Here is a 14,496-nt window from a genome sequence, read left to right on the forward strand (position 1 = left end):
AATAACAAGCTTTTTGTTAGCTAAAAGAAAGCCATCTCGTTGCCGGGTCATTTTCTAGAAATGCTTGAGATCGTAACAAAGATTGTCTCTTTCTATATAATAGTTGATTTTCTTGCAATAGCTCATATATTTCTTGTCTGTCTTCTGTTGACAACGATAAAGAATTGACTATTTCTTTCATTTGAGCCATTTGATTAGCTAAAAGCGCTGAATGATCACGCCCTTTAATGAAACAAGGCCCATCTAGTTGTTCAAAATATTGAACCCAGCGCTTATTTTTTTTTAATACCCACCTTTGCAGCTGCGCAATTTCCATATTCGTATAAACAATGAACTCTTTCAATACTTCCTCTTCCGCCACATAGTGACGTTCAGCTTCAGCTAATTGAATGAGCGCTTCTGTCAATGCTAGAAAGGATTCGTCTAAAGATTGAACAGAGCGTAAGAAGGATTGTTGATGCTTTCTATCTGCTAGCATGAATGATGCCCTTTTCCTTTACATTTAGGACAATGGGATTTATCAGGTGGAATAGGGAGAAAATCAATCACATTTTCTAACTTTTTCAGCAGCAACCACTCTTTCATGACGACTGTTTCGATGAGACTTTGAACAGATTTATTAAATTTGATGATCTCATGATTGTTAGGTTTCGTCGGAAAATCCAAACATTCACCGACAAATGCTTGGATTTTTTCCGCTTCTGCATTGAGGATATGTGATAAGGCAATTTCTTCTAGTGCAATCGATTCTAGTAAATCGATAATAACTTCGCATTGATCAGGACGATGGGGTTCCCTAGGGATGGACGGCATACTCATAACGGTTTCACTCCTTTTTCGGATTCTCTAATTAATGTATTAACCATCCGAAAAATAAGTTCCTTTACTGACCTTCTATTTCATCATAAGCAATTAATACAATGTTTTCTCCTATTTCATGACGAAGTTCTTTCTCTAAAGATCGAATCTTATTTAGTTGATGTTCATTCAGTGAAGCAACTGGATAGTGATCATTATTTGTCATCACAATTCCCTCCTTTTATGACTTAGTCTCACCTTTTTTAATTGTATTATGCTTATGTAATGCTTCTATAGACAACGGGCTACTAGACACTCATCTAGTAGCCCGTTGTGTGCTGTTTTACCAGCCACCATGCCCGTGTCCATAGCCATAACCAGGATAATAAGGATATGAATGGTGTGGATGATGATGGTGATGCGGGTGGTGATGCGAGTGATGATGGTGGTGGTGCGGATAATAGTACGGATAGTGGTGGTGATGATACGGATGATGGTAATAATGTTGTTGTCTTTCATCTACAAAATCAAAAAACTCTTGTTCATGCTGATTCCACATAATGGTTTCTCTCCTTTACATGTTTTAATTTAATAAAAACCTCCGTACGGATATCCGTAGTAAGGGTAGCTATAGTAAGGATACCCATAATAAGGAGCATATAACGAGCTAGCTAACAATCCACCAACAAAGCCACCTAAGAAGGGCGCTCCCCAGAACGGACGACCGAAACCAAACCCAAAGGGACGACCGATAATTCTTTCATCTTGCTGTACGCCATGAGGCATAACGGACAAGCCATCATTCATGACAAACATTCTCCCTTTCCATCTCAATTAACAACCTCGCCTTTCCATTAACATGCTATGCATTGGATCGAAAGAGGGCGATTGCCTTTCTGAAAAATAGGTAATCGCCTAAATAAAAAAAACGATCCTCCATTACAGAGAATCGCTTGTTTGTTTTAATTTGAAAGATCGATACATGAAAAATCCCATCGTACCGAATATCGCCCCTAAAAAAATGGGAAGCTCCCATATACCAAGACCGAAGCTATTTCCATGTGCGACTTGCACACTTTGATAACTTGCTAGTACCATAAAAATAATAATTTCCGTTTTAATCACATTGAGCATCATTCGCGAGTTACGATATTGGGATTCGACATTTCCCTCCGTTAAACCACTATAATTATGCAAGTGTGGTACTCTCTCTAGTAACGTAAGACCAACCCACAAAAGAGAGGCCATAATTGGCAAAAACCAAATCATTCCTTTGCTTCCCCAGCCATCTGCTTCTCCGGTAATCCCAAAATGAATAGGTACTTGCTTCGGCAAGTCGCCCCATTGAATCAATAAATAGATCACATTCACGACAAGCAGTAGCAAAGACAAGATAGTAGAGAGCTTTTCAAAAGTTGTTTGTGGGATTTTTAATATTGGTTGATTCTCTAGTTTCATAATTCCTCCTTACGGGATAAGCACTCATTACTTCTTCTTCCGTTACCGATTCTTTAATAATTGAATTTCCCATCACACATCTCCTCTATCTATTATAAATAAACACCCCACCCTAGTTATTTCTATTATATCAAAAAGTAGAAATAACTAGCATAATCACCAAATAGAAAAAAGCGTGATGAACAACTCATTCGCTCATCACGCTTTTTGAAATAAATTTTAATCATCTTATTCATCTTTGCGATAAGTCAACATCGATTCACTCACGTTCATCGTGTTTCCTTTATCTCGATCGGATCGCTCCAGTCCATACGTCGCTGAACAGCGCCTTCCGCTTTTCTTGTCTAGCTGCAACGGCCAGACTCTCGGACATAAGTCGTCACGCCTGTGTGGCAAAGAACGCCACTTCGGCGGTCCGCCTTATGTCTGCCGAGTCTAAACAGCCGTTTCCGCTTTCCTTGTCCAGCTCCGCCTCCTAAACACTCGAGTCAAATGCCAGCCTGACTGCATGGCTGAAGAACGCCATTACATCATTCTGCCATTTGCTTGTCGTGTTTGAACAGTCGGCTCCGCTTTTCTTAATCAAACGTAATTTTGTTCACTGTATCGCGGTCTAGGCGCAGGATGACTTCTCCTAAAAGCTTGACGGCGTTTTCGTAGTCGTCACGGTGAAGCATCGCTGCGTGCGAGTGGATGTAGCGTGTCGCGATGGTAACAGATAAGCTTGGAACTCCACCTGCTGTTACGTGGATCGCTCCTGAATCTGTGCCGCCGCCAGCCATCGCATCGAATTGATACGGAATTTCTAGCTCATCTGCCACATCTGTGACAAAATCACGTAATCCTTTATGAGATATCATAGATGCATCATACAAAATAATTTGTGGACCTTTGCCCATTTTGCTCATCGCTTCTTTTTCAGAGATGCCAGGTGTGTCACCAGCAATACCGACATCTACACCGAAAGCGATATCTGGCTTAATCGTTTGAGCCGCTGTTTTCGCTCCACGCAATCCAACTTCTTCCTGTACCGTTCCTACACCGTATACAACATTTTTATGTTGCTTGTCCTTCACATATTTCATAACGTCGATCGCAATTGCACAGCCGATACGGTTATCCCATGCTTTCGCTAATAACATTTTCTCATTGTTCATCACAGTGAATTCGAAGTAAGGTACAACCATGTCTCCCGGACGAATGCCCCATTCCATCGCTTCTTCTTTACTTGAAGCACCGATATCAATAAACATATCTTTAATTTCTACCGGTTTTTTACGAGCTTCTGGCGGTAAAATATGCGGTGGCTTTGAACCAATGATTCCCGTTACATCGCCTTTTCTCGTGACAATGGTCACGCGTTGAGCAAGCATGACTTGACCCCACCAGCCGCCGACAGTTTGGAAACGAAGGAAACCTTTATCATCGATTTGAGTAATCATGAAGCCGACTTCATCTAAGTGACCAGCTACCATGATTTTCGGTCCATTTTCATCGCCTGCTTTTTTAGCGATTAAGCTTCCTAAGTTGTCTGTTGTAACTTCATCTGAAAGCGGCTCTATGTATTTTTTCATGACAGCACGAACTTCACGCTCATTACCCGGAATTCCTTTCGCATCTGTCAATTCTTTCAGCATCGTTAACGTTTCATCCATTTTCGGCATAAAAAATCCTCCTTTTATCAAAAATGTCTATCTATTTAAGTATACGCATTTTTGCTCAAATATTCAAAATTCGGGGTGAACAACCTTCATTTTACACCTGAAGACCCGAATCCTCCTTCTCCTCTCTCGGAAGTGGACAACTCTTCCACTTGAGTGATCGTTACTGTTGCCACAGATGCGATCACCATTTGAGCAATTCTCATGTGCTTCTCTACTTTAAAATCTGCCTTTCCATGATTAATGAGGATCACTTTAATTTCTCCTCTATATCCTTCATCGATCGTGCCTGGGCTATTTAATACCGTCACCGCATGCTTCAACGCTAAGCCGCTTCTCGGTCTCACTTGCGCTTCCGTTCCTTGCGGCAACTCGATGCTAATTCCCGTGCTAATTAATTCCGCTTCTCCTGGCTTAATGACCTTTTCTTCTGCGGAAAACAAATCTAACCCTGCATCTCCTACATTCGCTTGAAATGGTAAAAGAGCCTCATTATGTAGTAATTTTATTTTTAAGTTATAGTTCATTGTGACCATTCTCCTTATTCTTTATGAAAAATACGCAAGCAACCCCAGATCGATTACCGCTAAGATCGGCATCCCATATTTAAAGGAAGCATGCTTCGTTTTATGTCGGTGTGTCTGCATCGCTACCCAGCTACCAACCGCTCCACCAGTGAACGCTAACAACCATAGCGTGAACTCACTCGTCCGCCAAGCTCCTCGTTTCGCCTTCCTCTTATCATTCGCCATCACCGCATAGCTAATGACATTGATGAGAACAAAATAAATGAACAAATTCGATCTCCTCCCAGCATTTATTGTATCAAACATTTCGCTTTTCAGAAATCGTGAGGATTTTTTGCTAAGTTGATGCGCTTTATTACTGACTCGTAGCTCGCTTTTACTGAATCCTCACTCTTTCCACCCAAAATAAAAAATCAGACGCGCCGAAGCGGTCTGATTTTGAACAAACATTATTTGTTTAATTGAGCTTTTGCAGCGTCTGCTAATTGAGCAAATGCTTTCTCGTCGCTAATTGCTAAATCAGCAAGCATTTTGCGGTTCACTTCGATTTCAGCAAGCTTTAAACCGTGCATTAAACGGCTGTAAGAAAGACCGTTCATGCGAGCTGCTGCGTTGATACGAGTGATCCAAAGCTTACGGAAGTCACGTTTTTTCTGGCGACGATCACGGTAAGCATATTGTAAAGATTTCATTACTTGTTGGTTTGCAACTTTATATAAACGGTGTTTAGCACCGAAAAAACCTTTTGCTAATTTAAGAACTTTTTTACGACGTCTGCGAGTTACTGTTCCGCCTTTTACGCGTGGCATAATATTTCCCTCCTATAATGGTTCCTATTCTTACTTCAGATTGTCTAACATGTGACGAATGCGTTTGAAATCGCCTTTAGATACAAGCGTTCCTTTGCGAAGCTTACGTTTTTGTTTCGTAGATTTGTTGGCAAATAAGTGACTTGTGTAGCCATGAGAACGTTTTAATTTACCAGAACCTGTCTTTTTGAAACGCTTAGCTGAGCCGCGGTGGGTTTTCATTTTTGGCATTTGTAATTCCTCCTCAAACTTATTGCTTTTCGTTTTTAGGTGCTAAGATTAAGAACATACTGCGACCATCCATTTTTGGTTTAGTCTCAACAGTAGCCACTTCCTCACAAGCTTTAGAAAAACGGTCAAGAACACGTTGTCCAATTTCTTTATGAGTAATCGCACGTCCCTTGAAGCGGATGGAAGCTTTCACTTTATCCCCTTTTTCAAGGAATTTGATGGCATTGCGAAGTTTCGTATTAAAATCATGCTCTTCAATCGTCGGACTAAGACGAACTTCTTTAAGATTAATGATTTTTTGATTTTTACGAGCCTCTTTCTCTTTCTTCTGCTGTTCAAATTTGAACTTCCCGTAGTCCATAATACGAGCTACTGGTGGTTTCGCATTCGGAGCAACAAGCACAAGATCAAGATTAACGCGTGAAGCAATTTCGAGCGCATCGAATTTTGATTTAATTCCTAACTGCTCTCCATTTTGGTCAATGAGACGGACTTCACGGGAACGAATTCCCTCGTTTAAAAACATATCTTTGCTAATAATTAGCCACCTCCAAGGTTTATTAGAATACACGTATATTCACGAATACACATTACCGTCAAACTGTTTAAAGGCAATAAAAAATGCGGGTATATGAGCATACCCGCATTGAAATAGCCGTATAATGGCCATTAATCATTACATTCAAACCTGCCAACTGCTTGGCGCGTCAATCAGGTGAGAAGCGGGTGCTTCTGCTTGTGTATTCTGTTCACCTTAGTAACTATATCACAATGAATCATATTCGTCAATTCATTGTCAGCAACAAAAATTATATTAACAAAGCTTGAACAAAAGATCAAGGACTTTTTTTCAATTACCCTTTTTTCGCTTCTTTTTTAATCATTTCTAAGAAGGCATCGAAAGCCACTGTTTCTGATTTTTGTTCACCATACTTACGAACGTTAACGGACTTCGTTTCGATTTCTTTATCACCAACAACAAGCATGTACGGTGTTTTTTGAATTTGTGCTTCACGGATTTTATAGCCGATTTTTTCGTCGCGATCATCTAGTTCTGCGCGAATGCCAGCTGCGCGTAAACTTTCTTGGACTTCCTTCGCATAGTCAAAATGAACATCGGCAGAAACAGGAATCACTTGTACTTGAATTGGCGCTAACCAAGTTGGGAATGCCCCTTTGTATTCTTCAATTAAGAAGGCAACGAAACGTTCCATTGTTGATACGACTCCACGGTGAATAACGATTGGACGATGTTGTTTCCCATCTTCACCGATGTATGTTAAATCAAAGCGCTGTGGCAATAAGAAGTCTAGCTGTGCTGTTGATAAAGTTTCTTCTTTACCTAATGCTGTTTTCACCATCACATCTAGCTTCGGACCATAGAATGCTGCTTCGCCCTCTGCTTCATAATATTCAAGACCAAGCTCATCCATCGCTTCCTTCAACATACCTTGTGCTTTTTCCCACATTTGGTCATCGTCATAATACTTCTCTGTATCAGCCGGATCACGATAAGATAAACGGAAAGAGTAGTCATTTAAATCGAAGTCTTTATATACTTCAAGAATTAATTGAACGACACGTTTAAGCTCTTCTTTAATTTGGTCAGGGCGAACGAAAATATGGGCATCATTCAATGTCATACCTCGTACACGTTGAAGTCCTGAAAGCGCTCCTGACATTTCATAACGGTGCATCGTACCAAGTTCAGCAATACGAATCGGTAATTGACGATACGAATGAATGCCATTTTTATAAATCATCATATGATGCGGGCAGTTCATCGGACGAAGGAACAACTGTTCATTGTCCATTTCCATTACCGGGAACATACTATCTTGATAGTGATCTAAGTGACCGCTCGTTTTATAAAGTTCAATGCTACCCATGACTGGTGTATACACGTGATCGTAGCCAAGTTTTTCCTCTTTATCAACGATGTAACGTTCGACGATACGACGAATCGTTGCGCCTTTCGGTAACCACATCGGCAAACCTTGACCAACTTTCATTGAATTCATAAATAAATTTAACTCTTTACCGATTTTACGGTGGTCACGCTCTTTCGCTTCTTCTAGCATTTGCAAATGTTTTTTCAAATCTTCTTTTGTGAAGAACGCTGTACCATAAATACGTTGTAGCATTTTATTATTGCTATCTCCACGCCAGTACGCACCGGCAATGCTTAGTAGCTTAAATTCTTTAATTTTGTTAGTAGACGGAACGTGAACGCCACGGCAAAGGTCGATAAAGTCACCTTGCTCATACATCGTCACTGTTTCCTCTTCAGGAATCGCATCAAGTAGTTCAATTTTGTATTCATCGCCAATTTCTTGATAAAACTTCAGCGCTTCATTGCGACTCACTTCTTTGCGAACCACTTCAATATTTTCGCCGATGATTTTCTTCATTTCTTTTTCTATTTTCGGCAAATCTTCTGCTGATATCGATTCATCTAAATCGATATCGTAATAAAATCCACCTTCGATAACTGGACCAACACCTAATTTCACATTTTCTGCGCCGTAGATCCGTTTAACCGCTTGAGCCATTAAATGCGCTGTGCTGTGACGCAAAATTTCTAACGCATCTTCATGGTCTGGTGTCACAATTTCTAAACTGCCATCCTCGGCAATCGGTGTGCGTAAATCAAATAATTGACCACTCACTTTACCAGCTAATGCTTTTTTTCTTAGCCCCGGGCTAATTGATTGAGCAATTTCTTCTGTTGTCGTTCCTTTAGGAAACTCCTTGATGGACCCATCAGGGAATGTAATTTTCATCATGTCAGACATTACTTCCAACTCCTTCTTTTTCATAAAAAATAAAAAAACCCCATCCCTTCAATTTAATGAAGGGACGAGGTTTTAATCGCGATTCCACCCTACTTTTTCAACAAAAAATGTTGAAATCTCCAGTTCAGATAACGGCTGCTGCCGGCGGTCCATTACTAGCAAGGCTTGCGTTCACGGCCGTGGTTCAGAGGTGGTAAGTGTTTTTTTCGTGTTAGGAAAGTTTCAGCCTAGCTCTCCCTCTCTGAAAACCGTAAAAAAAACTCGTGTCCTCGTCATAACCTGTCGATATTTATCATGTATGTACGTTATTATAGAACTTCCTTACATGAAAATCAATAGGGCTTGTTCATTATTTCCGACGATTCTGACCTTTCATTTCCACCGGCGCCGTTAAATAGCGAATTCGCTCCATCACTCGTTTCGCTTTTAGCTCTTCCTTTTCTCCACGCTGCGAGTACGTTAAATGGTGCTCTAATTCAGCATAACTAAAGTTAGACGTAAAGAAAGTCGGCAGTCCTTCTAGCATCCGAAATTGCAAAATCGTCCCAAGAATATCATCGCGCATCCAGCTAGACATAGATTCCGCTCCGATATCGTCAAGCATTAACACCGGTGCTTTTTTCACGACCTCTAGCTTACTATTCATCGACTGATCATTAAAAGATTGCTTCATTTCGCGAATGAATTCTGGGAAATAAACGATAAGTGAGGAAACATTTATTTCTGCCAAATCATTAGCGATCGCCCCAAGCAAGTATGATTTCCCTACACCGAACGGTCCATGAATAAACAAACCTTTCGCGTGTGGATCTTTCGCATATGCTTCGGTAAAGTGCTGTGCTGCTTCAATCGCTTGCCAACGATCAGGATCTTGCAAGTCTAAATTCGTGAACGTCGCATGCAAAATATCTTTCGGTACGTAAATACTATCGATTAACTTCTCATTTTTGCGTTTTTCGTCGTCACGAATTTTGCGCGGACAACGATGGTAATCAATATCAATAGCTCCCCGACGCCACACAAGCTTCGGTTCAAAGCCTTTCATGACATTGATACAGCCATCAAGGTTTGGGCATTTATCACAGGAAAAACTTTGCGATTTATATTCGTATAATTTCATTAAATTTTTATTGATCATGTTCGATGAAATCTCTTGTTCATGCTCCTTGATAAATTGCTGAATGGATGGAGTGTTTAAAATTTCGCTTCTCATATTCTCATAACGTGTTTGAAAATCAGAGGAACTCATTAACCTTTTCATCGTTTCATCAATTTTCTTCATTTTGTTTCACCTGCCTCTTCAATCGACTATTTTTAATCTTCTGTTCTAATTCACGCCTTTTCGCTTCTACATTAGTGGACTCATTCACTACAGGCTTATCCGCCTCTGCCGTTTCATGAAACCATTCAGGTAGCTTTTCCGTGCGAATCGCTGCTTTTTTGCTCGGTTGTTTTTTATTTTGCGCCCAGTCTAAATATTGGCGGTGCTCGCTTTTCGCCAACTCCATCGCATCTTTCACTGTTTTTACTTTTTTCCGCGCCCAGTGAGAGGCGATTTTCTCCACGTAGCTTTTTGTCATTTTCATATCGGTTTTCAGAAGAACATATTGAATGAGCACATTGACAACACCGGCTGGCAATTTATGCTGGAACATCACATCTTCAATGACCTTTAAATCCGATTTCGATGGCAAGCTACCTGAAATGTCAATGAGTATTTGCCTTGGAGATGTCGTTTCCAAATAATGCATCAATTGCTCTTCTTGCGTCGTCGGCTCATGCTCCACCGTTCGTAATGGGGCCGGTTGTACGCGGTGAATCAGTTCAGGAAGTTCACTATTTTTCTCTAGTTGATACCAATCACGCGCTGATTTTCGCAACACTTCTAGATCAATCTCATCTTTTTCATCCATCGAGGATAAAAGTAGATTTTTCATTTCAAGCGGTTCAATGCCATAAAGAACGGATAATTTCACAATCGTTTCCTTTACAGAGGGCGTCAATATGACTTTTGAGAGCATCGCCCCTTTTAAAGCACTTTCAAGAAAACTGAAATCAAAGGTATCCTCGGAAAGCGGAATACCTTTACTTTCTTCCTTAGAAATAAATTGTTGGCTTTCGGAAACTTGACTCGCCTCCATCGCCTCTTTGTTAATCGTTGGTTGACCAGCAGAAAACACTTCCTGAAAGTCTCTCGTCACATCATGATATTCTGTTTTTGGGACGAGCTGATCAACAAAAAATTCCTTTAACCGCTGAAAATGCGAACGACCAATTTTCCGGTACAGAAATACATTCAGCATACCATCATGAAAAAACTGCTCCGCGCTGAGCGGCGGCTGCAATTCATATATAAATTCACGAATGTCGCCCCTTTTTTTGGCGTATGTCTTTAATAAACCTAACGCTTCTAGTTTGAGACGTTCTTTATATATCTCTTCTAGGCTCATATCCATAAAATTCATTAAATAATAATGGTTGGACACGCGCGCAATGAGACGATTTTCTTCTACTTCCGCCCATAATGTCATATATAAACTAAAACATTTTGCACCGATTAATGGCTGGTACAGAAATGTTAATATTTTGCGATCTGCTTCATGAAGTACCCCGCTTAAACAGGACTTGTACTCATCGACGGGTTGAATTTCATTCCAGTGTAGGGACATCGTTTATCTAACCTTTCGTTGAAAAAAGCTAGAGCACTGTCTGCCTCCAGCCTGTTATTTCACTTTTTTAATTAATTCTTTCAACTCATCCAAAAAGACGTTAATATCTTTAAATTGACGATAGACAGAGGCAAAACGAACGTAAGCGACTTCATCTACTTCTGCTAAACGATCCATCACCATCTCACCGATCTTATCTGAATCAATCTCTGAATACCCTTGGCTACGAATTCCCTTCTCCACATCGAGAGAGATTTTTTCTAATTGCTCAAGCGATACCGGGCGTTTTTCGCATGCTTTCACTAATCCCCGTAGCATTTTGTCCCGGTTAAATTCTTCTCGCATTCCTTCCTTCTTCACGACAATCAACGGTAAATCCTCCACTTTTTCAAACGTTGTGAATCGGTACGCACAAGATTCACATTCCCGCCGCCGTCGAATCGACCGACCATCATCTATCGGTCTAGAATCGATTACACGTGTGCCATTGTATTGGCAAGCCGGACATTTCATCGTATCAACTCCGATTTATTTTTATCTTATATTTATCCTATCATATAAAAAAGAAGCAGAATGCACAAGAAAAGAAAGGCTACTTCAATAGGAAAAGGTGTATGCTTAGTCGCATACACCTTGTTTTTTGTTAGCTTATAGTCGCTTTTTCTTTCGCTTGTACAGGGCCCATTCCACGAGGCAATTCAATTGTTTCACGCGTTTCTGCCTCTAAAGCCTCTGCAATATAGTTAGCAGCGATATTCGGATCTAAATCTCCGCATGTATATACGTCAATGCTTGCGTATCCATGCTCTGGGAAGCTGTGAATCGTTAAATGAGATTCGGAAATAATGACTACTCCACTAACTCCTTGTGGTGCAAATTTATGAAAAGCTACTTCGCGAATTTCTGCACCTGATTTCAATGCAGCATCCACAAAAATTTGCTCGATTTTTTCCATATCATTTAACTTTTCTAAGTTACATCCCCATAGTTCTGAAATTACATGACGACCCATTGTTTCCATGATCGTTTCCCCCTTTTACAATGATTTTTTTCACCATAGGCTTTTGTAAAAGTGATAACTACCACGGGGGAAAGTTAGTCCGAAGAGGTCCTAACCCTTTAAGTAGCTATTTTGTTTCACGAAAATTAGTATACTTTGATCTGTTCAAATTTGCAACAGCCATTTTGAAAGTTTTTATTATTATTATGCAAGGGGGATGCGGACGAAAGGTTCAAATGCCCGCCTTTAATAGTATAGCCTTTAGCTCGAGGTTTATCATTTTTAAGCACAACAAAGCCGACTTGAGTAAACCTCTCAAGCCGACTTAAAATTTGATGGAGTTAAGCTGTTACTTCAGCTTTTTTTTTCATCTCTTCTGCTACATAGTTCACTAAGTCAACAACGCGGCAAGAATAGCCCCACTCGTTGTCGTACCAAGAAAGAACTTTCACTTTTGTTCCTTCCATTACGATCGTAGAAAGTCCATCTATAATAGAAGAATGTGGATTTGTATTGAAGTCGATAGATACTAACGGCTCTGTTGTGAAATCAAGGATTCCTTTCAGTTCACCTTGAGCTGCTTCGATAAACGCTTCGTTTACTTCTTCTACTGTTACTTCACGCTTTAAGTCAACAACAAGGTCCACAAGAGAAACGTTAGAAGTTGGTACACGTAACGCCATACCGTGAAGTTTACCTTTTAATTCAGGAAGAACAAGTGACAACGCTTTCGCCGCTCCAGTTGAAGTCGGAATAATTGATTGTGCACATGCACGAGCACGACGTAAATCTTTATGTGGATTGTCGATATTTTTTTGGTCATTTGTATAAGCATGAACAGTTGTCATTAAACCATTCTCAATGCCGAACTTCTCATTCAACACTTTCGCTACTGGAGCTAGACAGTTTGTTGTACAAGATGCATTGGAAATGACCTCATGCTCAACAATGTTTAACGCTTCATCATTTACACCCATAACGATCGTCACATCTTCATTTTTACCAGGTGCTGTTAAAATAACTTTCTTCGCTCCTGCTTGAAGGTGAAGTGCCGCTTTATCGCGAGCATTGAATTTACCTGTTGCTTCAATGACGATGTCAATGCCAAGATCTTTCCAAGGAAGCTCTAGTGGGTCACGGCTGCTTAATAATTGAATACGCTTACCATTAACGACTAATGCATTCTCTTCCGTTGTTACTTCGCCTTCAAACTTGCCATGGTTTGTATCATATTTAATTAAATGAGCAAGAGTCTCTGGAGGGTAGCTTGCATTCACAGCTACAATATCCAAACCTTCCTCTAAAATCGCTTTACGAAATACCATTCTTCCGATACGGCCAAATCCGTTAATTGCCACTTTCGCCTTCATATACCGGCTCCTCCTATATCCATCAATGTTATATACTTAATTGTTTGTTTTGCTGTAATTAGTATAACATAATTAATTTTTAATGGAACCTTTAAATCATCAAAATAAGAAATTTAACTATTCAGAAAAGACAAGCGTCATTATGGCTATTTCCATGAATGAATCGAGCATTTTTCTTTTGCTTTTCCAGAACTTTTTCCCTTTTTATGTGATACGATGAAAAAAGTCTATCATATGGGAGGTTGTCATTTTGAAAACAGTAATGGCTTTTCAGTTTGATGCATTTAGCAAGGAACCTAATAAAGGAAACCCAGCAGGTGTAGTGTTAGGTGCAGATCAGCTAACGGAAGAGGAAATGCAAGAAATTGCCTTAAAAGTAGGTTTTAACGAGACTGCTTTTACATTATCATCAGACAAAGCGGATGTCAGAATTCGCTATTTCACACCTGGTCATGAAATGAATTTATGCGGCCATGGAACGATCGCCACCATTTTTGCGATGATCACTAACGGATTATTACAAGAAAAAAGCAACATCATGATCGAAACAAAGGCTGGCATTCTTCCTCTTAAAATAGATGCTCGTACAAAAGATGAAGTATACATCACCATGAAGCAGGCCCCGGCGGAATTTCGTGAATTTCAAGGGTCAGTTGATGATTTAGCTTCCTCTATTGGGTTAGAGAAGAATGATATCGACATGACATTACCGATCGTTTATGGCAGTACAGGAATTTGGACATTATTAGTGCCAATCAAAAAGCTAAGCACTTTTCAAAAAATGAAACCTAATAATCAGCGTTTTCCAGACGTATTAAAGGAAATGCCTAGAGCCTCCGTTCACCCTTTTTGTTTAGAAACCTTTGATCCACACGCTCATATGCATGGACGTCATTTTTCTTCCGCGTTTTCAGGCACAATAGAAGACGCTGTCACAGGCACTGCTTCCGGAGTGATGGGTGCGTATTATTCAAAATATATTGAACGTAAAGAACAGATCGAGCTGTTAATTGAACAAGGACAGGAAATGGACAAAGACGGAAAAGTTCTTGTTTCTGTTGTAAAAAAAGGGACTACCTTCGAAGTGGAAATCACAGGACAAGCGGTGTTTGTGAAAGAATTTGAAATGTCTATTTAATTTTTTTCAAAAGCAAAAACCGCCCTATAATAAGGACGGT

20 protein-coding genes and 2 other annotated features are annotated in these 14,496 nt (G+C 40.1%); of the genes, 2 read left to right on the forward strand and 18 right to left on the reverse strand.

Annotated features, from left to right (window positions below; genetic code table 11):
- Positions 1 to 16: 16 nt before the first annotated feature.
- From ACSVDJ_RS13120 to ACSVDJ_RS13130, 3 genes are all read right to left on the reverse strand, one after another.
- Positions 17 to 478, reverse strand: coding sequence for a hypothetical protein (locus ACSVDJ_RS13120; RefSeq protein WP_439169904.1), 462 nt, complete (start codon positions 476 to 478; stop codon positions 17 to 19).
- Positions 472 to 819: an alpha-helical endospore appendage domain-containing protein gene (locus tag ACSVDJ_RS13125; RefSeq protein ID WP_439169903.1), complete on the reverse strand. Its 348-nt coding sequence runs from the start codon at positions 817 to 819 to the stop codon at positions 472 to 474. The genes ACSVDJ_RS13120 and ACSVDJ_RS13125 overlap by 7 nt, the downstream gene beginning before the upstream one ends.
- Before the next feature lie 64 nt (positions 820 to 883).
- Positions 884 to 1,024, reverse strand: coding sequence for a hypothetical protein (locus ACSVDJ_RS13130; RefSeq protein WP_518619031.1), 141 nt, complete (start codon positions 1,022 to 1,024; stop codon positions 884 to 886).
- 167 nt (positions 1,025 to 1,191) lie between these two features.
- Here ACSVDJ_RS13130 and ACSVDJ_RS13135 point away from each other — a divergent pair, with 167 nt between their 5' ends.
- Positions 1,192 to 1,359: a hypothetical protein gene (locus ACSVDJ_RS13135; protein WP_518619033.1), complete on the forward strand. Its 168-nt coding sequence runs from the start codon at positions 1,192 to 1,194 to the stop codon at positions 1,357 to 1,359.
- Positions 1,360 to 1,386: 27 nt separating this feature from the next.
- Here the strand turns inward: ACSVDJ_RS13135 and ymaG are convergent, their stop codons facing one another.
- The 15 genes from ymaG to ACSVDJ_RS13210 form a co-directional block, all read right to left on the reverse strand.
- Positions 1,387 to 1,614 carry an inner spore coat protein YmaG gene (ymaG, locus tag ACSVDJ_RS13140; RefSeq protein ID WP_518619035.1) on the reverse strand — a complete coding sequence of 76 codons (228 nt, stop codon included), beginning with the start codon at positions 1,612 to 1,614 and terminating at the stop codon, positions 1,387 to 1,389.
- A 123-nt stretch (positions 1,615 to 1,737) separates the two neighbouring features.
- Positions 1,738 to 2,256, reverse strand: coding sequence for a DUF1648 domain-containing protein (locus ACSVDJ_RS13145; protein ID WP_439169900.1), 519 nt, complete (start codon positions 2,254 to 2,256; stop codon positions 1,738 to 1,740).
- Between the two features lie 228 nt (positions 2,257 to 2,484).
- Positions 2,485 to 2,652 carry a hypothetical protein gene (locus ACSVDJ_RS13150; protein ID WP_439169899.1) on the reverse strand — a complete coding sequence of 56 codons (168 nt, stop codon included), beginning with the start codon at positions 2,650 to 2,652 and terminating at the stop codon, positions 2,485 to 2,487.
- Positions 2,653 to 2,834: 182 nt separating this feature from the next.
- Positions 2,835 to 3,920 carry a M42 family metallopeptidase gene (locus ACSVDJ_RS13155; protein WP_439169898.1) on the reverse strand — a complete coding sequence of 362 codons (1,086 nt, stop codon included), beginning with the start codon at positions 3,918 to 3,920 and terminating at the stop codon, positions 2,835 to 2,837.
- An 86-nt stretch (positions 3,921 to 4,006) separates the two neighbouring features.
- The gene (dut, locus tag ACSVDJ_RS13160; protein WP_439169897.1) at positions 4,007 to 4,444 is read right to left on the reverse strand and encodes a dUTP diphosphatase; all 438 of its coding nucleotides are present in this window, start codon (positions 4,442 to 4,444) and stop codon (positions 4,007 to 4,009) included.
- A 21-nt stretch (positions 4,445 to 4,465) separates the two neighbouring features.
- Positions 4,466 to 4,750: a DUF1294 domain-containing protein gene (locus tag ACSVDJ_RS13165; protein WP_439169896.1), complete on the reverse strand. Its 285-nt coding sequence runs from the start codon at positions 4,748 to 4,750 to the stop codon at positions 4,466 to 4,468.
- A 143-nt stretch (positions 4,751 to 4,893) separates the two neighbouring features.
- On the reverse strand, positions 4,894 to 5,253 hold the full coding sequence (gene rplT / locus ACSVDJ_RS13170; RefSeq protein ID WP_095477526.1) for a 50S ribosomal protein L20: 360 nt from the start codon (positions 5,251 to 5,253) through the stop codon (positions 4,894 to 4,896).
- Positions 5,254 to 5,283: 30 nt separating this feature from the next.
- Positions 5,284 to 5,484 carry a 50S ribosomal protein L35 gene (rpmI, locus tag ACSVDJ_RS13175; RefSeq protein ID WP_041097707.1) on the reverse strand — a complete coding sequence of 67 codons (201 nt, stop codon included), beginning with the start codon at positions 5,482 to 5,484 and terminating at the stop codon, positions 5,284 to 5,286.
- A gap of 19 nt (positions 5,485 to 5,503) precedes the next feature.
- Positions 5,504 to 6,025, reverse strand: a complete 522-nt coding sequence (gene infC, locus ACSVDJ_RS13180) for a translation initiation factor IF-3 (protein WP_439170036.1) — start codon at positions 6,023 to 6,025, stop codon at positions 5,504 to 5,506.
- Between the two features lie 68 nt (positions 6,026 to 6,093).
- Positions 6,094 to 6,228 (reverse strand) — a sequence feature (ribosomal protein L20 leader region).
- Positions 6,229 to 6,338: 110 nt separating this feature from the next.
- Positions 6,339 to 8,279 (reverse strand): threonine--tRNA ligase, encoded by a 1,941-nt coding sequence (thrS, locus tag ACSVDJ_RS13185; RefSeq protein ID WP_439169895.1) that lies wholly within the window; start codon positions 8,277 to 8,279, stop codon positions 6,339 to 6,341.
- Positions 8,280 to 8,336: 57 nt separating this feature from the next.
- Positions 8,337 to 8,564: a binding site (T-box leader), on the reverse strand.
- 64 nt (positions 8,565 to 8,628) lie between these two features.
- Positions 8,629 to 9,561 carry a primosomal protein DnaI gene (dnaI, locus tag ACSVDJ_RS13190; protein ID WP_439169894.1) on the reverse strand — a complete coding sequence of 311 codons (933 nt, stop codon included), beginning with the start codon at positions 9,559 to 9,561 and terminating at the stop codon, positions 8,629 to 8,631.
- Complete coding sequence (locus ACSVDJ_RS13195) at positions 9,548 to 10,948, reverse strand: replication initiation and membrane attachment family protein (protein ID WP_439169893.1); 1,401 nt, start codon at positions 10,946 to 10,948, stop codon at positions 9,548 to 9,550. Before ACSVDJ_RS13195 ends, dnaI begins: the two co-directional genes overlap by 14 nt.
- Before the next feature lie 54 nt (positions 10,949 to 11,002).
- Complete coding sequence (gene nrdR / locus ACSVDJ_RS13200) at positions 11,003 to 11,461, reverse strand: transcriptional regulator NrdR (RefSeq protein ID WP_439169892.1); 459 nt, start codon at positions 11,459 to 11,461, stop codon at positions 11,003 to 11,005.
- A gap of 130 nt (positions 11,462 to 11,591) precedes the next feature.
- Positions 11,592 to 11,969, reverse strand: coding sequence for an adenosylmethionine decarboxylase (gene speD, locus ACSVDJ_RS13205; RefSeq protein WP_094834373.1), 378 nt, complete (start codon positions 11,967 to 11,969; stop codon positions 11,592 to 11,594).
- Between the two features lie 320 nt (positions 11,970 to 12,289).
- Positions 12,290 to 13,318, reverse strand: a complete 1,029-nt coding sequence (locus tag ACSVDJ_RS13210; RefSeq protein WP_439169891.1) for a glyceraldehyde-3-phosphate dehydrogenase — start codon at positions 13,316 to 13,318, stop codon at positions 12,290 to 12,292.
- Between the two features lie 250 nt (positions 13,319 to 13,568).
- Here ACSVDJ_RS13210 and ACSVDJ_RS13215 point away from each other — a divergent pair, with 250 nt between their 5' ends.
- Positions 13,569 to 14,456: a PhzF family protein gene (locus ACSVDJ_RS13215; RefSeq protein WP_439169890.1), complete on the forward strand. Its 888-nt coding sequence runs from the start codon at positions 13,569 to 13,571 to the stop codon at positions 14,454 to 14,456.
- Positions 14,457 to 14,496 lie beyond the last annotated feature (40 nt).

Origin of the sequence: Bacillus sp. Hm123 (genome assembly GCF_051842975.2) — a bacterium.
Lineage (GTDB): Bacteria > Bacillota > Bacilli > Bacillales > Domibacillaceae > Bacillus_CE.